Source organism: Parvibium lacunae (assembly GCF_003335215.1).
GTDB classification, from domain to species: Bacteria; Pseudomonadota; Gammaproteobacteria; order Burkholderiales; family Burkholderiaceae_D; genus Parvibium; species Parvibium lacunae.
In genome coordinates this window covers 117,576-133,188 of record NZ_QPGB01000006.1, presented here as the reverse complement: position 1 = coordinate 133,188, position 15,613 = coordinate 117,576, and the positions used below count along the sequence as shown (strand labels likewise).

Here is a 15,613-nt window from a genome sequence, read left to right as displayed (position 1 = left end):
CGCTCGCTGCAGCCGAAATAACCTTAAATAAATCGAGAGTTAAATCATGGCTCGCAAGACCCCGATTGAACGCTACCGTAACATTGGTATTTCCGCGCACATTGATGCGGGTAAAACCACGACGACTGAGCGTATTCTGTTTTATACCGGCGTGAACCACAAGATTGGTGAAGTGCACGACGGCGCAGCAACCATGGACTGGATGGAGCAAGAGCAAGAGCGTGGGATTACCATTACCTCTGCGGCGACCACCTGTTTCTGGAGCGGCATGGAGCGCCAGTTCCCTGAGCACCGCGTTAACATTATTGACACCCCCGGTCACGTTGACTTCACGATTGAAGTGGAGCGTTCTATGCGTGTGCTGGATGGTGCCTGTATGGTTTACTGTGCCGTGGGTGGTGTTCAGCCCCAGTCTGAAACCGTATGGCGTCAGGCTAACAAGTACAAAGTGCCCCGCTTGGCCTTCGTGAACAAGATGGACCGTACTGGTGCTAACTTCTTCAAGGTCGTTGAGCAAATGAAAACCCGTCTGCGCGCGAATCCCGTGCCGATGGTGGTGCCGATTGGTGCTGAAGAAAACTTCAAAGGCGTGGTTGATCTCGTCAAGATGAAAGCCATCTGGTGGGATGAGGCTAGCCAAGGGATGAAGTTTGAATACGGCGATATCCCTGCGGACCTCGTGGATGTCTGTAACGAGTGGCGCGAGAAGTTGGTGGAATCGGCTGCTGAATCCAATGAAGACTTGATGAACAAATACCTAGAAACCGGTGATTTGTCCGAGCAAGAGATTAAGGCCGCGATCCGTCAGCGTACGATTGCGGGCGAAATTCAGCCTATGCTGTGTGGCTCTGCGTTTAAAAACAAGGGCGTGCAGGCTATGTTGGACGCTGTGATTGAGTATCTGCCATCCCCCGTTGAAATTCCACCTGTTGCAGGTACGGATGAAGACGAAAAAGACGTGACGCGCAAGTCAGATGACAACGAGAAATTCTCTGCGTTGGCATTTAAGTTGATGACTGACCCCTTCGTTGGTCAATTGACCTTCGTGCGCGTGTACTCCGGCGTGTTGAGCAAGGGCGATACCGTTTACAACCCGATTAAGGGTAAAAAAGAACGGATCGGTCGTATCGTGCAGATGCATGCGAACAACCGTGAAGAGATCGAAGAATGCCGTGCGGGCGATATTGCTGCATGTGTGGGCTTGAAAGAAGTGACCACGGGTGAAACCCTGTGTGATCCAGATTCCATCGTGACGCTGGAGCGCATGGAGTTCCCTGAGCCGGTGATTGCGCAAGCAGTTGAGCCAAAAACCAAGGCTGACCAAGAAAAAATGGGTATCGCCTTGCAGCGCTTGGCTTCTGAGGATCCTTCCTTCCGCGTGCGTACCGACGAAGAGTCTGGTCAAACGATTATTGCCGGGATGGGCGAGCTTCACCTCGAAATTATTGTGGACCGTATGAAGCGTGAATTCGGTGTGGAAGCTAACGTGGGTAAACCCCAGGTGGCCTACCGCGAAACGATTCGTAAAGTCTGCGAAGAGAGCGAAGGTAAGTTCGTTAAGCAATCCGGTGGTCGCGGTCAGTACGGCCATGCTGTATTGAAAATCGAGCCGAACGAGCCTGGTAAAGGTTACGAGTTCGTCGACGCGATTAAAGGTGGTGTGGTGCCCCGTGAGTACATCCCTGCAGTTGACAAGGGTGTGCAAGAGGCGCTCAACGCCGGTGTGGTTGCAGGCTACCCTGTGGTGGATGTGAAAGTAACCTTGTTCTTTGGTTCTTACCACGACGTTGACTCCAACGAAAATGCCTTCCGTATGGCGGGTTCCATGGCGTTCAAAGATGGTTGCCGTAAAGCTAGCCCTGTGTTGCTCGAGCCGATGATGGCCGTGGAAGTGGAAACCCCAGAAGACTACGCAGGTACCGTCATGGGCGATCTTTCTTCCCGTCGCGGTATGGTGCAAGGCATGGATGACATGGTTGGTGGCGGTAAAGCGATTAAAGCTGAAGTGCCGCTGTCGGAAATGTTTGGCTACTCCACGACCTTACGTTCATTGACGCAAGGCCGTGCAACGTACACCATGGAATTTAAACACTATGCAGAAGCCCCGAAAAACGTGGCAGATGCCGTGATTGCAGCGAAAACCAAATAATTTTGAATCAACTTCCTCCCGTCTCGGCGCAGCCTGGATGGGGGAGCATTGAAAGGATAGAGAAATGGCAAAGGAAAAGTTTGAACGGACGAAACCGCACGTAAACGTGGGGACGATTGGTCACGTGGATCATGGTAAGACGACGCTGACAGCGGCGATCACGACCGTGCTATCGAGCAAATTTGGTGGCGAAGCCAAAGCCTACGACCAGATTGACGCAGCGCCTGAAGAAAAAGCACGTGGTATTACCATCAACACCGCCCACGTTGAATACGAAACCGAGAACCGCCACTACGCCCACGTAGACTGCCCTGGTCACGCTGACTATGTTAAAAACATGATCACTGGCGCAGCCCAAATGGACGGCGCGATTCTCGTGTGCTCCGCCGCTGACGGCCCCATGCCCCAGACCCGTGAGCACATCCTCCTGTCCCGTCAGGTTGGCGTGCCCTACATCATCGTCTTTCTGAACAAAGCCGACATGGTGGATGATGCAGAACTGCTCGAGCTGGTCGAAATGGAAGTGCGTGAGCTCCTCTCCAAATACGACTTCCCTGGTGATGACACCCCCATCATCAAAGGCTCCGCTAAACTCGCCCTCGAAGGCGACAAAGGCGAACTCGGCGAACAAGCCATCATGAAACTGGCTGAAGCCCTCGACACCTACATCCCCACTCCTGAGCGTGCCGTAGATGGCGCCTTCCTCATGCCCGTCGAAGACGTATTCTCCATCTCTGGTCGTGGTACCGTGGTGACCGGCCGTGTTGAGCGCGGGATTGTCAAAGTTGGCGAAGAGATCGAAATCGTCGGTATCGCCGCCACCCAGAAAACCACCTGTACCGGTGTAGAAATGTTCCGCAAACTGCTCGACCAAGGTCAAGCCGGTGACAACGTCGGTATCCTGCTGCGTGGTACCAAGCGTGAAGACGTTCAGCGCGGTCAAGTATTGGCCAAGCCTGGTTCAATCACTCCACACACCAAATTCAGTGCTGAGGTTTACATTCTCTCCAAAGACGAAGGTGGTCGTCATACCCCCTTCTTCAATGGCTATCGTCCGCAGTTCTACTTCCGTACCACCGACGTAACCGGCAGCATCGCGTTACCTGAAGGTACTGAAATGGTGATGCCTGGTGACAACATTGCGATGAAAGTGGAATTGATTGCTCCCATCGCGATGGAAGAAGGTCTGCGTTTTGCGATCCGTGAAGGTGGCCGTACCGTCGGCGCCGGCGTCGTCGCTAAAATCGAGGCGTAATTCTCTGGCTGACCAGTCGCGTGAATCCGACTGGTCAGTGTTATCGAGGCATAAGCCTCTTCGCTCTTTAAGGATTTATCATGCAAAACCAAAAAATTCGTATCCGTTTGAAAGCGTTTGACTACAAACTGATTGACCAATCAGCGGCTGAAATTGTTGATACAGCCAAGCGCACGGGTGCGGTGGTGCGCGGGCCTGTTCCGCTACCCACGCGGATCGCTAAATTCGATATTTTGCGCTCGCCTCACGTCAATAAAACCTCACGCGATCAGTTAGAGATCCGTACGCACCAGCGTTTAATGGATATTGTTGACCCAACAGACAAAACAGTTGATGCATTGATGAAACTGGATTTACCTGCCGGCGTAGACGTTGAAATCAAATTACAGTAATTGCTTGAGTTTATTTTATTAGCCTGCTATCATGGTGGGCTTTCTCGTCAAGTTTGGCGAGTAAATTTATTATGTGGCACGATATGGCGTTGTTTTATCGTGCGAAATTTGGCCCCGATCAATCGTAATCGGGAATGGAGAAAAAAATGAGCCTTGGACTGATCGGTCGCAAGGTTGGTATGACCCGTATTTTCACGGATGATGGCGATTCAATTCCTGTCACTGTGCTGGACGTGTCAAACAACCGAGTGACGCAAATCAAGACGAATGAAGCGGATGGCTACACTGCGGTGCAGGTTGCTTACGGTGTCCGTCGCGCTTCTCGTGTCAATAAAGCTGCAGCCGGACATTATGCGAAAGCGGGTGTTGAGGCGGGCAGTGCGCTTAAAGAATTCCGAATTGATGCTGCAAAAGTGGCTGAGCTGAAAGCGGGTCAAGTGATTGGTGTTGACCTCTTTCAAGCGGGTCAAAAGGTGGACGTCACGGGCGTCACTCTGGGTAAGGGTTTTGCTGGTACCATCGCCCGCCACAATTTCGGTTCTGGCCGTGCTTCGCACGGTAACTCGCGTTCACACAATGTGCCTGGTTCTATTGGCCAGGCGCAAGATCCGGGTCGTGTTTTCCCGGGTAAGCGCATGAGCGGTCATGATGGTGCGGAGCAGCGTACTGTGTTGAATCTGGAAGTGGCTCGCGTTGATGTTGCTCGTGGATTGTTGTTGGTCAAGGGGGCGGTCCCTGGCCATAAAGGTGGCGACGTCGTTGTGCGTCCCGCTGTCAAAGCATAAGGAGTGGCGATGGAACTCAAGCTCCTAAATGAACAAGGTCAGGCCGCAGCTAATGTTGCTGCTGCAGATACTGTTTTTGCGCGCGAATACAATGAAGCTCTGGTTCACCAGCTGGTGGTGGCTTATCAAGCGAATGCGCGCAGCGGTAACCGTAAGCAAAAAGACCGTGAAGAAGTTAACCACTCAACCAAAAAACCTTGGCGTCAAAAAGGTACGGGCCGTGCTCGTGCCGGGATGACCTCGTCGCCGCTGTGGCGTGGGGGTGGTCGTATATTCCCCAATTCGCCAGATGAGAACTTTAGTCATAAGGTCAACAAAAAGATGTATCGCGCTGGCTTATGCTCGATCTTCTCGCAGTTGGCTCGCGATGGTCGTTTGGCAGTAGTTGATCAATTTGCTGTGGCGGCACCAAAAACCAGGCTGGTTGCTGAAAAACTCAAGGCAATGGGCCTCCAATCAGTTTTGGTGATCACAGATACGGTAGATGAGAATCTGTATCTGGCTGCACGCAATTTGCCACACTTGCTGGTGCTGGAGCCTCAGCAGGCTGATCCTGTTTCGCTGGTTCGCTACAAGCAAGTGTTAATCACTAAGTCTGCAATTGCAAAAATTGAGGAGATGCTGGCATGAGTAATCTGACAACACTCCAGCAAGAGCGCTTACTAAAAGTGCTGTTAGCCCCTGTGATTTCCGAAAAAGCGACTCAGGTTGCCGATAAGCATGAGCAAGTCGCCTTTCGTGTCACGGCTGATGCAACCAAGCAAGAAATCAAAGCAGCGGTTGAGTTGCTCTTTAAGGTTCAGGTTGAATCGGTGCAAGTGCTAAATGTCAAGGGCAAGGTTAAGCGTTTCGGTCGTTTTATGGGCCGTCGCAACAACGAACGCAAAGCGTACGTTTGCCTGAAGCCGGGTCAAGAAATTAACTTTGCGGAGGCGCAATAATGGCTCTGATCAAAGTCAAACCTACGTCGCCTGGTCGTCGTGGTGTTGTTAAAGTTGTCAATCCAGAGTTGCACAAAGGCGCACCTTATGCTCCGCTACTTGAAAAGCAAGCTAAGCACGCTGGTCGTAACAACAATGGTCACATCACGACCCGCCACAAGGGCGGTGGTCACAAACAGCATTATCGCTTGGTGGATTTCAAGCGTAACAAAGATGGCATTCCTGCAAAGGTTGAGCGTCTTGAATACGATCCCAACCGCAGTGCGAACATTGCCCTGCTATGTTATGCCGACGGTGAGCGCCGTTACATCATTGCGCCCAAGGGTGTGGTGGTCGGCCAGCAAATTGTTAATGGCTCTGAGGCCCCGATTAAAGTCGGTAATGCCTTGCCACTGCGCAATATCCCCGTTGGCACCACTATTCATTGTGTGGAGATGCAGCCTGGCAAAGGGGCGCAAATTGCGCGTTCGGCTGGCGCCTCCGTTATGTTGTTGGCGCGTGAGGGTGTTTACGCTCAGTTGCGTTTACGCTCTGGTGAAGTGCGTAAAGTGCACATCGACTGCCGTGCAACAATTGGTGTCGTTGGCAATGAAGAGCATAACCTGCGTCAAATCGGTAAAGCCGGGGCTATGCGCTGGCGCGGTGTCCGGCCAACGGTTCGTGGTACTGCAATGAACCCGATTGATCACCCCCACGGTGGTGGTGAAGGCCGTACTGGTGAGGGTCGTGTACCTGTTTCGCCATGGGGGCAGCCAACCAAAGGTTACCGTACCCGTACTAACAAGCGCTCTGACAGCATGATTGTTCAGCGCCGCTACAAGAAGTAAGAGGTGACTAAACATGACACGTTCGCTTAAAAAAGGTCCATTCTGCGACCATCATTTGCTGAAAAAAGCATTGGTTGCGGTTGAGACCAAAGATAAAAAACCGATCAAAACCTGGTCGCGCCGCTCTACTGTGCTGCCGGAGTTTATTGGTTTGACGATTGCTGTGCATAACGGTCGTCAGCATGTCCCGGTATATGTTACGGAAAACATGGTGGGCCATAAGTTTGGTGAGTTTGCGCTGACGCGTACCTTCAAAGGGCATGCGGCAGACAAAAAGGCCAAAAAATAAGGATACGACATGGAAACGACTGCAAAATTACGTGGCGTACACCTGTCAGCGCAAAAAGCGCGTTTGGTGGCCGACCTGGTTCGTGGTAAGCCGATTGAGCATGCTCTGAATATTTTGACCTTCAGCCCTAAAAAGGGTGCGGTCATTATTAAAAAGGTGCTTGAGTCGGCGATTGCTAACGCTGAGCATAATGATGGTGCTGACATTGACGAACTCAAGGTTAAGACTATCTATGTCGATAAGGCGACTTCAATGAAGCGGTTCACTGCTCGTGCGAAGGGCCGTGGCAACCGTATCGAAAAACAAACCTGTCACATTGTTGTGACCGTAGGGAATTAAGGAGCCGCGATGGGACAGAAAATTCATCCAACCGGTTTTCGTTTAGCGGTATCCCGCAACTGGTCTTCCCGTTGGTACGCAGCTGCAGGCAACTATGCTGAGATGCTGAACGAGGATGTCAAGGTACGCGAATACCTCAAAAAGAAACTAAAAAATGCTTCTGTTGGTCGCGTGCTTATTGAGCGCCCTGCCAAAAACGCCCGTATCACCGTATTTTCTTCACGCCCTGGGGTGGTGATTGGTAAAAAAGGTGAAGATATCGAAGTGCTGAAGGCTGATCTGCAGCGCCTCATGGGTGTGCCTGTGCATGTCAATATTGAAGAAATTCGTAAACCTGAAATTGACGCTCAGTTGATTGCAGATTCAATTGCCCAGCAATTGGAAAAACGGATTATGTTCCGCCGTGCTATGAAGCGTGCTATGCAAAATGCTATGCGTCTTGGTGCGCAAGGCATTAAGGTGATGGCCTCCGGTCGTTTGAACGGGATTGAGATTGCGCGTACCGAGTGGTACCGCGAAGGTCGTGTGCCCCTTCATACACTACGTGCCGACATCGACTACGGTACTTCAGAAGCGTTAACCACCTACGGGATCATTGGTCTCAAGGTGTGGGTTTATAAAGGCGATACACTGGGCCGCAATGATGGCACTCCTGCTGCTGCCGCACCAGAGGCCGAAAAAGAAGCGCGTCCTCGTAATACCCGTAAGCCCGCTGGCCGTAACCCAAGAGCGAAAAAAGTTGAGGCAGACAATGCCGAGGCTAAACCAGCGCCAACCGTTGCCAAGCGCGTGCGTAAAGCTGTTGCGCCTGAGGCAACCAAGGAAGCAGGAGAATAATTATGCTGCAACCGGCACGTAGAAAATACCGCAAAGAACAAAAAGGCCGCAACACGGGATTAGCCAGCCGTGGTACGAGCGTCGCCTTTGGTGATTTTGGCTTAAAGGCAATTGGCCGTGGTCGTTTAACCGCGCGCCAGATTGAAGCTGCCCGTCGCGCCATGACTCGGCACATCAAACGTGGTGGCCGCATCTGGATTCGGATTTTCCCTGATAAACCTATTTCCCAAAAGCCAGCTGAAGTGCGGATGGGTAACGGTAAGGGGAATCCTGAGTACTATGTCGCTGAAATTCAGCCAGGCAAAGTGTTGTATGAGATGGATGGCGTGGATGAGAAATTAGCGCGCGAGGCATTTCGCCTCGCAGAAGCTAAATTGCCCATTCCGTGTGTATTCGTTACACGTCAAGTGGGAGTGTAAGCATGAAGGCAAGTGAATTACGCAGTAAAGACGCTGCTGGCTTGCAGCAAGAGTTAAACGAGTTGCTTAAGGCGCATTTCAATTTAAGAATGCAGCATGCGACACAGCAACTCGGCAATACGAGCCAGTTAACTAAAGTGCGTCGCGATATTGCCCGTGTGCGGACTGTGCTGCGTGAAGCAGCCTCTAAGAAGTGAGTATGAACATGACCGAGCAAACATCGTTGAAACGAACCCTGATTGGCCGCATTGTGAGCGACAAAATGGACAAAACGGTCACGGTACTGGTTGAGCGTCGAGTAAAGCACCCTCTTTACGGTAAGGTGATCGTGCGTTCGAAGAAGTACCATGCGCACGATGAAACCAATCAGTACAAAGAAGGCGACACTGTCGAGATTCAAGAGTCCCGCCCCCTAGCAAAAACAAAAGCTTGGACGGTGATTAAATTGATCGAAGCATCACGCGCTATCTAAATTGTGCTTGCAGGTCCAGCGATAGCATGTTATATTGCTGGACTTTCTTGCACAAAGTAAGAAAGTGCTGCGGCGCTGAACGGCGACTCGCGGCAAGCAACTGGTCCGGTTTGTACTGGGCCGTCGACCCAAACTTGGGGCCAAGACTGACTGTCAAGTGTTTGCTTGCAGATTAAGTTGGGAAAGAGATCATGATTCAAATGCAATCGTTGTTGGATGTAGCCGACAACACGGGTGCTCGTTCTGTTATGTGCATCAAGGTGTTGGGTGGCTCAAAGCGTCGCTATGCGGGCATTGGTGACATTATCAAGGTGAGTGTCAAGGATGCGGCGCCACGCGGTCGCGTTAAGAAGGGCGATATTTACAATGCCGTGGTTGTGCGCACTGCTAAAGGTGTACGCCGTGGTGATGGGTCGCTCATTAAATTTGATGGTAATGCAGCGGTGTTGCTGAATGCCAAGTTGGAGCCAATCGGAACCCGTATTTTCGGCCCCGTTACGCGCGAGCTGCGTACTGAGCGGTTTATGAAAATCGTTTCATTGGCTCCAGAAGTGCTGTGAGGTTGTCATGAGCGCGAATAAGATTGTGAAAGGTGATGAGGTTATTGTCTTAACGGGCAAAGACCGCGGTCGCCGTGGTGTGGTGCTGGAGCGAGTTGATGTTGAGCATGTCCTGGTAGAGGGTGTGAATCAAGTCAAAAAACATCAGCGCCCCAACCCAATGAAAAATGAAACGGGTGGTATTGTTACTAAAACAATGCCTATACATGTTTCGAATGTTGCGTTATTTAACCCTGCTACGCAGCAGGCTGATCGCGTGGGCTTCAAATTTGTGGATGGCAAAAAAATCCGCATTTTTAAATCCAATGGCGAAGCTGTTGCGGTGAAGGCGTAAGGAATAGCCATGGCACGTTTGCAAACGTATTACAAAGAAAAAGTTATCGCTTCGCTGATTGAAAAGTTTGGTTACAAGTCAATCATGGAGGTGCCGCGCATTACCAAGATCACCTTAAACATGGGGTTATCCGAGGCTGTTTCTGATAAGAAAGTTATTGAGCATGCGCTCGGTGATTTGACAAAGATTGCAGGTCAAAAGCCGGTGGTGACTAAGTCGCGCAAGGCGATCGCTGGCTTTAAGATTCGCGAAGGCTATCCCATTGGTTGTATGGTGACTTTGCGCGGTGCCCGTATGTATGAATTTCTGGACCGCCTGGTAACCATTGCGCTACCTCGCGTTCGTGATTTTCGTGGTGTTTCTGGGCGCGCTTTTGATGGCCGTGGTAACTACAACATGGGCGTTAAAGAGCAGATCATTTTCCCGGAAATTGAATACGAGAAAATTGATGCGCTGCGTGGTCTCAATATTAGTGTGACCACCACCGCAAAGACGGACGAAGAGGCAAAAGCGCTTCTGTCTGCCTTTAAATTCCCATTCCGTAACTAAAGGGGGTGAACAGTGGCCAAACTCGCACTGATCAACCGTGAAGTCAAGCGTGCTGAGCTTGTCAAAAAATTTACTGCCAAACGTGATGCGTTGTTGGCTGTAATTAATGATCAAAGCAAAAGCGAAGATGAGCGTTTTGAAGCTCGTCTGAAATTGCAAAAGTTGCCGCGTAATGCGAACCCTACCCGTCAGCGTAATCGTTGCTCGGTGACAGGTCGTCCCCGTGGTGTGTATCGTAAATTTGGTTTGTGTCGCCTCAAGATCCGCGAAATGGCATTTCGTGGAGAGTTGCCTGGCGTTACAAAATCAAGCTGGTAAGCAAGGAGAGACAGCATGAGCATGAGCGATCCTATCGCTGATATGCTAACTCGCATCCGTAATGCGCAGCGGGTTGACAAAGTGAGTGTCAGCATGCCTTCTTCCAAGCTGAAGCTGGCAATTGCAAAAGTTTTGCAGGATGAAGGTTATATCGACGGCTTCAAAGTTAATGAAGCGCAAGGTAAGGCCGAGTTAGAGATTGGACTGAAATATTATTCTGGCCGTCCCGTGATTGAACGTCTGGAGCGTGTTTCCAAGCCTGGTCTTCGCATTTACAAGGGGCGCGACGAGCTGCCCGAAGTAATGAATGGCTTAGGGGTGGCGATCGTTTCAACGCCCAAGGGTGTAATGACAGACCGTAAGGCGCGCAGTGTTGGCGTCGGCGGTGAAGTCATTTGCTACGTTGCGTAATCGGGTCAAGGAGAAGATTATGTCACGTGTTGCAAAGAACCCCGTAGTAGTGCCGCAAGGCGCTGAAATTAATGTCGCTAATGGCCAAATTACGGTAAAGGGTCCCCTGGGTACGCTTACTCAAGCCATCAACGCGGCGGTAGAAATTAAGATTGATGCTGGTCAAGTAACCTTTGCTGCTGCCAATGATTCGCGTGAGGCGGGTGCTCTAAGTGGTACCTACCGCGCTTTGGTCGCCAACATGGTCACTGGGGTGACAAAAGGCTTTGAGCGTAAATTGACACTCGTTGGGGTGGGTTACAAAGCACAAGCCCAAGGCGAATCACTCAATTTGTCTCTCGGTTTTTCGCACCCGGTGGTTTATAAATTGCCGGCCGGCGTTAAGGCGGAAACCCCTGTTCCCACAGAGATCTTGATCAAGGGTGCAGATAGACAGAAGGTCGGTCAGGTCGCCGCTGAAGTGCGTGCCTATCGTCCGCCAGAGCCCTATAAAGGCAAAGGTGTCCGCTACGCCGATGAAACTGTGATTCTGAAAGAAACCAAGAAGAAATAACCTGCGTTCTTGGTAAAGGATTGAATTATGAATAAGCAAGATTCACGTTTACGCCGTGCCCGCCAGACGCGAGCACGAATTGCCCAGCTGAAGGCCAATCGCTTAACGGTACATCGTACGAATTTGCATGTGTATGCCAGTATTGTTTCTCCCGAAGGGGATCGCGTACTGGTCAGTGCATCAACGGTTGAGGCTGAGATTCGCCAATCTCTCGCTGGTGTGTCAGGCAAGGGTGGGAATATCAATGCAGCAGCGCTAGTTGGTAAGCGCTTGGCCGAAAAAGCAAAGGCAGCAGGCATTTCACAGGTGGCTTTTGACCGTGCTGGCTTCCGCTTCCACGGCCGCATCAAGGCCCTGGCTGAGGCGGCGCGCGAAGGTGGCCTGCAGTTCTAACCCTGCGGCATGACGATCTAAGGATACAACGATGGCAAAAGTACAAGCTAAAGCAGCAGGCGAAGAGCGCGATGATGGTTTGCGCGAGAAAATGATTGCGGTCAACCGCGTCACAAAAGTGGTTAAGGGCGGCCGTATTCTAGGCTTTGCGGCTTTAACAGTTGTTGGCGATGGTGATGGCCGTATTGGTATGGGTAAGGGTAAAGCACGTGAGGTGCCCGTTGCTGTTCAAAAGGCAATGGAACAAGCGCGTCGTAACATGCTAAAGGTTTCCCTTAAAAATGGCACTTTGCAACACGAAGTGCATGGCAAACACGGCGCAGCGTCCGTCATGATTGCCCCTGCGGCAGAAGGTACCGGCATTATTGCGGGCGGCCCGATGCGCGCAATCTTTGAAGTAATGGGAATCCGCAACGTCGTAGCGAAAAGTCATGGCTCAACCAATCCTTACAACATGGTGCGTGCGACCTTAGATGGTTTGGCAACGATGAGCACTCCAGCTGAAATTGCAGCTAAACGCGGCAAATCAGTTGAAGATATTCTGGCCTAATCGGAGAGAAAGTCTGATGGATAAGAAAACTGTAACGGTTAAGCTGGTGCGTGGCCTGATTGGTACGCGTGAAGCACATCGCGCGACTGTACGCGGCTTAGGTTTACGCCGTGTAAACAGCACGGCGGTTTTGGAAGACACGCCAGCTGTGCGCGGCATGATTCGCAAAGTCTCTTACCTTGTTGCTGTTGTGCAATAAGGTGTTTCAAGGATAAAGGAAAAACATGGAACTCAATACCATTAAACCAGCGGCGGGCGCGAAACACGCTAAGCGTCGCGTAGGTCGTGGCATTGGCTCTGGCTTGGGTAAGACTGCCGGACGTGGGCACAAAGGTCAAAAATCCCGTGCAGGCGGCTACCATAAAGTCGGTTTTGAGGGTGGTCAAATGCCACTACAACGTCGACTGCCAAAGCGTGGCTTTAAGTCATTGACTGCAGCACTGAACGCCCAAATTACCCTGGCTGATCTACAGCGTTTCGCATTGGATGAAATAGATTTATTGGCGCTCAAGCAAGCTGGTTTGGTCGCTGAGCAGATTAAATCTGTGAAGGTGATTGCATCAGGTCAATTGACTCGCAAAGTTACCCTTAAAGGCTTGCTGGCTACTAAAGGTGCGCTTGCTGCGATTGAAGCCGCTGGCGGCGCAGTCGCTGCTTAAGTATAGGATTCAGTGTGGCAAAGACCCCTGCTCTTACCGGACAAACCAGCCGCTTTGCTGATTTAAAGCGCCGTTTATGGTTTCTCTTGTTGGCTTTAGTCGTATACCGAATCGGGACACATATCCCTGTGCCAGGGATTGATCCTGCTCAAATTGCTGCTTTGTTTGAGCGTAATAAAGGCGGTATTCTTGACCTTTTCAACATGTTTTCCGGTGGCGCGCTATCCCGATTTAGTATCTTTACACTGGGAATCATGCCGTATATCTCGGCGTCGATCATCATGCAGTTGATGAGTGTCGTATCGCCGCAGCTGGAGGCGTTGAAAAAAGAGGGTGAGGCAGGGCGTCGAAAAATTACGCAGTACACGCGCTACTTTACGCTAGTGTTAGCGCTGTTTCAGGCTTTAGCCATTGCGACAGCCTTGCAGTCACAAGCTGGTCTGGTGCTTAACCCTGGGATTGGATTTAAGTTAACCACAGTTGTTTCCTTAGTAACCGGCACCATGTTCTTGATGTGGCTTGGCGAACAAATTACTGAGCGTGGTTTGGGTAACGGGATTTCTATTTTGATTTTTGCGGGTATTGCGGCAGGTTTGCCAAGTGCCATTGCCGGACTCTTCGAACTCGTTAGAACCGGCGCTTTACACGCATTGGCGGCAATATTGATTTGTGGTTTGGTATTTGCAGTAACGGCGCTTGTTGTGTTTGTGGAACGAGGTCAGCGCAAGATTCTGGTTAATTATGCCAAGCGTCAAGTTGGGAATAAGATTTATGGTGGGCAAAGTTCGCACTTGCCACTCAAGTTGAATATGGCTGGCGTAATTCCACCGATTTTCGCCTCAAGCATTATTTTATTTCCAGCAACGCTAGCAGGCTGGTTTACGAGTGGTGAAAGTAGTAGTCAAGTTGTCCGTATCATCAAGGATTTGGCCGCCACCCTGCACCCAGGGCAACCGGTATACATCTTATTGTACGCGGCCATGATTGTGTTTTTCTGCTTCTTCTATACGGCACTGGTTTTTAATAGCAAGGAAACCGCAGATAACCTCAAGCGAAGCGGCGCTTTCGTACCTGGGATTCGTCCCGGTGAACAAACGGCTCGCTACATTGACAAGATTTTACTGCGCTTAACCCTGGTTGGAGCCATCTACATCACGCTCGTGTGTTTGGTGCCAGAGTTTTTATTGTTGTGGAAGAATGTCCCATTTTATTTCGGGGGCACCTCATTATTGATTATTGTTGTGGTGACGATGGATTTTATGGCACAGGTTCAAGCCTATGTTATGTCACAGCAATACGATAGTTTGCTGAAGAAAGCAAACTTCAAAGGCAGCGAAAGGTAAGCTGGGCAATGGCGAAAGATGACGTCATTCAAATGCAGGGTGAAATTGTTGAGAACCTGCCCAATGCGACTTTTCGAGTCAAGCTGGAAAATGGCCATGTTGTGCTTGGGCATATCTCCGGAAAAATGCGTATGCACTATATCCGGATATTGCCTGGTGATAAGGTAACGGTAGAACTCACACCTTACGATTTATCACGCGCTCGCATTGTTTTCCGTGCCAAATAAGAGCTTGGTTTAATCGGTTTGTGGTTCAAATTGAAGTATTAGGAGTTCATTATGAAAGTGCTCGCTTCGGTAAAACGAATTTGCCGGAACTGCAAAATTATCAAACGTCACGGCGTTGTTCGAGTGATCTGTACTGATCCTCGCCACAAGCAGCGCCAAGGCTGATTGCAGCTACCAATTTGTTAGTTAAGAGGAAACTATGGCACGTATCGCCGGGATAAATATCCCTAACCACCAACATGCTGAAATTGGTTTAACCGCCATTTACGGTATTGGTCGCCCTCGCGCCCGTCTGATCTGTGTAGCAGCCGGTGTGCCTGTAACTAAGAAAATGAAGGACCTCGATGACAGTGAGCTCGAGCGTCTGCGCGATGAGGTGGCGAAATTTACCACCGAAGGCGATTTGCGCCGTGAAATCACGATGCACATCAAACGCCTAATGGATTTAGGCTGCTATCGCGGTTTACGGCATCGTAAAGGATTGCCAGTTCGTGGTCAGCGTACACGCACCAATGCGCGCACGCGCAAAGGGCCGCGTAAAGCTGGCGTTACATTGAAGAAATAATTTAGAAGGATCGGATTTATGGCTAAGGCTCCGTCCGCTGCTGCACAACGTGCGCGCAAGAAAGTTCGTAAGAATGTTTCCGAAGGAATCGTGCATGTTCACGCGTCTTTCAATAACACCATTATCACCATTACCGATCGCCAAGGAAACGCAATTTCTTGGGCGACTGCAGGCGGTGCTGGCTTCAAAGGTTCACGCAAAAGTACCCCCTTTGCGGCACAGGTTGCAGCAGAAAATGCTGGCCGTGTAGCCGTTGAATGCGGCATCAAGAACTTAGAAGCCCGCATCAAGGGTCCCGGCCCTGGTCGTGAGTCTGCCATTCGTGCGCTCAATTCCCTGGGCATTCGGATCACGCAAATTGCCGATGTGACCCCTGTGCCGCACAATGGTTGCCGGCCACCCAAGCGTCGTCGTATCTAATTTTGCATTACGGCCCGGCATCTTTT

Annotated in this window: 28 protein-coding genes; all 28 read left to right on the top strand. The window is 50.8% G+C overall.

Annotation, left to right across the window (positions count from 1 at the left end):
* Positions 1-46 precede the first annotated feature (46 nt).
* On the top strand, positions 47-2,149 hold the full coding sequence (gene fusA, locus DU000_RS11815; protein WP_114403612.1) for an elongation factor G: 2,103 nt from the start codon (positions 47-49) through the stop codon (positions 2,147-2,149).
* A 64-nt stretch (positions 2,150-2,213) separates the two neighbouring features.
* A complete protein-coding gene (gene tuf, locus DU000_RS11810; RefSeq protein ID WP_114403611.1) occupies positions 2,214-3,404 on the top strand; it encodes an elongation factor Tu in 1,191 nt (396 codons plus the stop codon).
* A gap of 80 nt (positions 3,405-3,484) precedes the next feature.
* Positions 3,485-3,796: a 30S ribosomal protein S10 gene (rpsJ, locus tag DU000_RS11805; RefSeq protein ID WP_114403610.1), complete on the top strand. Its 312-nt coding sequence runs from the start codon at positions 3,485-3,487 to the stop codon at positions 3,794-3,796.
* Positions 3,797-3,930: 134 nt separating this feature from the next.
* The gene (gene rplC / locus DU000_RS11800) at positions 3,931-4,581 is read left to right on the top strand and encodes a 50S ribosomal protein L3 (RefSeq protein WP_192878492.1); all 651 of its coding nucleotides are present in this window, start codon (positions 3,931-3,933) and stop codon (positions 4,579-4,581) included.
* A gap of 9 nt (positions 4,582-4,590) precedes the next feature.
* Entirely contained in the window at positions 4,591-5,211 is a 621-nt protein-coding gene (gene rplD / locus DU000_RS11795) for a 50S ribosomal protein L4 (RefSeq protein WP_114403608.1), read from the top strand.
* On the top strand, positions 5,208-5,522 hold the full coding sequence (gene rplW / locus DU000_RS11790; protein ID WP_114403607.1) for a 50S ribosomal protein L23: 315 nt from the start codon (positions 5,208-5,210) through the stop codon (positions 5,520-5,522). The genes rplD and rplW overlap by 4 nt, the downstream gene beginning before the upstream one ends.
* Positions 5,522-6,349 (top strand): 50S ribosomal protein L2, encoded by an 828-nt coding sequence (gene rplB, locus DU000_RS11785; protein ID WP_114403606.1) that lies wholly within the window; start codon positions 5,522-5,524, stop codon positions 6,347-6,349. The genes rplW and rplB overlap by 1 nt, the downstream gene beginning before the upstream one ends.
* Before the next feature lie 13 nt (positions 6,350-6,362).
* Positions 6,363-6,638 carry a 30S ribosomal protein S19 gene (gene rpsS / locus DU000_RS11780; RefSeq protein ID WP_114403605.1) on the top strand — a complete coding sequence of 92 codons (276 nt, stop codon included), beginning with the start codon at positions 6,363-6,365 and terminating at the stop codon, positions 6,636-6,638.
* 9 nt (positions 6,639-6,647) lie between these two features.
* A complete protein-coding gene (rplV, locus tag DU000_RS11775; RefSeq protein ID WP_114403604.1) occupies positions 6,648-6,977 on the top strand; it encodes a 50S ribosomal protein L22 in 330 nt (109 codons plus the stop codon).
* 9 nt (positions 6,978-6,986) lie between these two features.
* Entirely contained in the window at positions 6,987-7,814 is an 828-nt protein-coding gene (rpsC, locus tag DU000_RS11770; protein WP_114403603.1) for a 30S ribosomal protein S3, read from the top strand.
* Between the two features lie 2 nt (positions 7,815-7,816).
* Positions 7,817-8,233: a 50S ribosomal protein L16 gene (gene rplP / locus DU000_RS11765; RefSeq protein ID WP_114403602.1), complete on the top strand. Its 417-nt coding sequence runs from the start codon at positions 7,817-7,819 to the stop codon at positions 8,231-8,233.
* 2 nt (positions 8,234-8,235) lie between these two features.
* A complete protein-coding gene (rpmC, locus tag DU000_RS11760) occupies positions 8,236-8,430 on the top strand; it encodes a 50S ribosomal protein L29 (protein WP_114403601.1) in 195 nt (64 codons plus the stop codon).
* 8 nt (positions 8,431-8,438) lie between these two features.
* Entirely contained in the window at positions 8,439-8,705 is a 267-nt protein-coding gene (gene rpsQ / locus DU000_RS11755; protein ID WP_192878490.1) for a 30S ribosomal protein S17, read from the top strand.
* Positions 8,706-8,896: 191 nt separating this feature from the next.
* A complete protein-coding gene (gene rplN / locus DU000_RS11750) occupies positions 8,897-9,265 on the top strand; it encodes a 50S ribosomal protein L14 (protein WP_114403599.1) in 369 nt (122 codons plus the stop codon).
* A 7-nt stretch (positions 9,266-9,272) separates the two neighbouring features.
* Entirely contained in the window at positions 9,273-9,599 is a 327-nt protein-coding gene (gene rplX / locus DU000_RS11745) for a 50S ribosomal protein L24 (protein ID WP_114403598.1), read from the top strand.
* A 9-nt stretch (positions 9,600-9,608) separates the two neighbouring features.
* The gene (gene rplE / locus DU000_RS11740) at positions 9,609-10,148 is read left to right on the top strand and encodes a 50S ribosomal protein L5 (RefSeq protein WP_114403597.1); all 540 of its coding nucleotides are present in this window, start codon (positions 9,609-9,611) and stop codon (positions 10,146-10,148) included.
* Positions 10,149-10,160: 12 nt separating this feature from the next.
* Positions 10,161-10,466 carry a 30S ribosomal protein S14 gene (gene rpsN / locus DU000_RS11735; RefSeq protein ID WP_114403596.1) on the top strand — a complete coding sequence of 102 codons (306 nt, stop codon included), beginning with the start codon at positions 10,161-10,163 and terminating at the stop codon, positions 10,464-10,466.
* A gap of 15 nt (positions 10,467-10,481) precedes the next feature.
* Positions 10,482-10,877, top strand: coding sequence for a 30S ribosomal protein S8 (gene rpsH / locus DU000_RS11730; protein ID WP_114403595.1), 396 nt, complete (start codon positions 10,482-10,484; stop codon positions 10,875-10,877).
* A 19-nt stretch (positions 10,878-10,896) separates the two neighbouring features.
* Positions 10,897-11,430, top strand: coding sequence for a 50S ribosomal protein L6 (gene rplF / locus DU000_RS11725; RefSeq protein ID WP_114403594.1), 534 nt, complete (start codon positions 10,897-10,899; stop codon positions 11,428-11,430).
* Positions 11,431-11,457: 27 nt separating this feature from the next.
* Complete coding sequence (gene rplR, locus DU000_RS11720; RefSeq protein WP_114403593.1) at positions 11,458-11,823, top strand: 50S ribosomal protein L18; 366 nt, start codon at positions 11,458-11,460, stop codon at positions 11,821-11,823.
* A gap of 31 nt (positions 11,824-11,854) precedes the next feature.
* Positions 11,855-12,373, top strand: a complete 519-nt coding sequence (gene rpsE / locus DU000_RS11715) for a 30S ribosomal protein S5 (protein WP_114403592.1) — start codon at positions 11,855-11,857, stop codon at positions 12,371-12,373.
* Positions 12,374-12,389: 16 nt separating this feature from the next.
* Complete coding sequence (gene rpmD, locus DU000_RS11710; RefSeq protein WP_205074063.1) at positions 12,390-12,572, top strand: 50S ribosomal protein L30; 183 nt, start codon at positions 12,390-12,392, stop codon at positions 12,570-12,572.
* Between the two features lie 25 nt (positions 12,573-12,597).
* Positions 12,598-13,032 (top strand): 50S ribosomal protein L15, encoded by a 435-nt coding sequence (gene rplO, locus DU000_RS11705; RefSeq protein ID WP_114403591.1) that lies wholly within the window; start codon positions 12,598-12,600, stop codon positions 13,030-13,032.
* 14 nt (positions 13,033-13,046) lie between these two features.
* Positions 13,047-14,375 (top strand): preprotein translocase subunit SecY, encoded by a 1,329-nt coding sequence (secY, locus tag DU000_RS11700; protein ID WP_114403590.1) that lies wholly within the window; start codon positions 13,047-13,049, stop codon positions 14,373-14,375.
* Positions 14,376-14,383: 8 nt separating this feature from the next.
* Positions 14,384-14,602 (top strand): translation initiation factor IF-1, encoded by a 219-nt coding sequence (gene infA, locus DU000_RS11695; RefSeq protein WP_114403589.1) that lies wholly within the window; start codon positions 14,384-14,386, stop codon positions 14,600-14,602.
* 51 nt (positions 14,603-14,653) lie between these two features.
* Positions 14,654-14,767 (top strand): 50S ribosomal protein L36, encoded by a 114-nt coding sequence (gene rpmJ / locus DU000_RS11690; protein WP_066357345.1) that lies wholly within the window; start codon positions 14,654-14,656, stop codon positions 14,765-14,767.
* 34 nt (positions 14,768-14,801) lie between these two features.
* The gene (rpsM, locus tag DU000_RS11685; protein WP_114403588.1) at positions 14,802-15,167 is read left to right on the top strand and encodes a 30S ribosomal protein S13; all 366 of its coding nucleotides are present in this window, start codon (positions 14,802-14,804) and stop codon (positions 15,165-15,167) included.
* An 18-nt stretch (positions 15,168-15,185) separates the two neighbouring features.
* Positions 15,186-15,587 carry a 30S ribosomal protein S11 gene (gene rpsK, locus DU000_RS11680; protein ID WP_114403587.1) on the top strand — a complete coding sequence of 134 codons (402 nt, stop codon included), beginning with the start codon at positions 15,186-15,188 and terminating at the stop codon, positions 15,585-15,587.
* Positions 15,588-15,613: the final 26 nt, after the last annotated feature.

Coding starts and splice junctions, on each gene's coding strand:
- rpsK (WP_114403587.1), top strand. CDS start 15,186: ATGGCTAAGGCTCCGTCCGCTGCTGCACAACGTGCGCGCAAGAAAGTT.
- rpmD (WP_205074063.1), top strand. CDS start 12,390: ATGGATAAGAAAACTGTAACGGTTAAGCTGGTGCGTGGCCTGATTGGT.
- rplX (WP_114403598.1), top strand. CDS start 9,273: ATGAGCGCGAATAAGATTGTGAAAGGTGATGAGGTTATTGTCTTAACG.
- rplE (WP_114403597.1), top strand. CDS start 9,609: ATGGCACGTTTGCAAACGTATTACAAAGAAAAAGTTATCGCTTCGCTG.
- rplD (WP_114403608.1), top strand. CDS start 4,591: ATGGAACTCAAGCTCCTAAATGAACAAGGTCAGGCCGCAGCTAATGTT.
- rpmJ (WP_066357345.1), top strand. CDS start 14,654: ATGAAAGTGCTCGCTTCGGTAAAACGAATTTGCCGGAACTGCAAAATT.
- rplV (WP_114403604.1), top strand. CDS start 6,648: ATGGAAACGACTGCAAAATTACGTGGCGTACACCTGTCAGCGCAAAAA.
- rpsQ (WP_192878490.1), top strand. CDS start 8,439: ATGACCGAGCAAACATCGTTGAAACGAACCCTGATTGGCCGCATTGTG.
- rplB (WP_114403606.1), top strand. CDS start 5,522: ATGGCTCTGATCAAAGTCAAACCTACGTCGCCTGGTCGTCGTGGTGTT.
- rplN (WP_114403599.1), top strand. CDS start 8,897: ATGATTCAAATGCAATCGTTGTTGGATGTAGCCGACAACACGGGTGCT.
- tuf (WP_114403611.1), top strand. CDS start 2,214: ATGGCAAAGGAAAAGTTTGAACGGACGAAACCGCACGTAAACGTGGGG.
- rplP (WP_114403602.1), top strand. CDS start 7,817: ATGCTGCAACCGGCACGTAGAAAATACCGCAAAGAACAAAAAGGCCGC.
- rpsS (WP_114403605.1), top strand. CDS start 6,363: ATGACACGTTCGCTTAAAAAAGGTCCATTCTGCGACCATCATTTGCTG.
- rpmC (WP_114403601.1), top strand. CDS start 8,236: ATGAAGGCAAGTGAATTACGCAGTAAAGACGCTGCTGGCTTGCAGCAA.
- rplW (WP_114403607.1), top strand. CDS start 5,208: ATGAGTAATCTGACAACACTCCAGCAAGAGCGCTTACTAAAAGTGCTG.
- rplF (WP_114403594.1), top strand. CDS start 10,897: ATGTCACGTGTTGCAAAGAACCCCGTAGTAGTGCCGCAAGGCGCTGAA.
- rplO (WP_114403591.1), top strand. CDS start 12,598: ATGGAACTCAATACCATTAAACCAGCGGCGGGCGCGAAACACGCTAAG.
- rplR (WP_114403593.1), top strand. CDS start 11,458: ATGAATAAGCAAGATTCACGTTTACGCCGTGCCCGCCAGACGCGAGCA.
- rplC (WP_192878492.1), top strand. CDS start 3,931: ATGGAGAAAAAAATGAGCCTTGGACTGATCGGTCGCAAGGTTGGTATG.
- fusA (WP_114403612.1), top strand. CDS start 47: ATGGCTCGCAAGACCCCGATTGAACGCTACCGTAACATTGGTATTTCC.
- rpsE (WP_114403592.1), top strand. CDS start 11,855: ATGGCAAAAGTACAAGCTAAAGCAGCAGGCGAAGAGCGCGATGATGGT.
- rpsH (WP_114403595.1), top strand. CDS start 10,482: ATGAGCATGAGCGATCCTATCGCTGATATGCTAACTCGCATCCGTAAT.
- rpsJ (WP_114403610.1), top strand. CDS start 3,485: ATGCAAAACCAAAAAATTCGTATCCGTTTGAAAGCGTTTGACTACAAA.
- rpsC (WP_114403603.1), top strand. CDS start 6,987: ATGGGACAGAAAATTCATCCAACCGGTTTTCGTTTAGCGGTATCCCGC.
- infA (WP_114403589.1), top strand. CDS start 14,384: ATGGCGAAAGATGACGTCATTCAAATGCAGGGTGAAATTGTTGAGAAC.
- rpsM (WP_114403588.1), top strand. CDS start 14,802: ATGGCACGTATCGCCGGGATAAATATCCCTAACCACCAACATGCTGAA.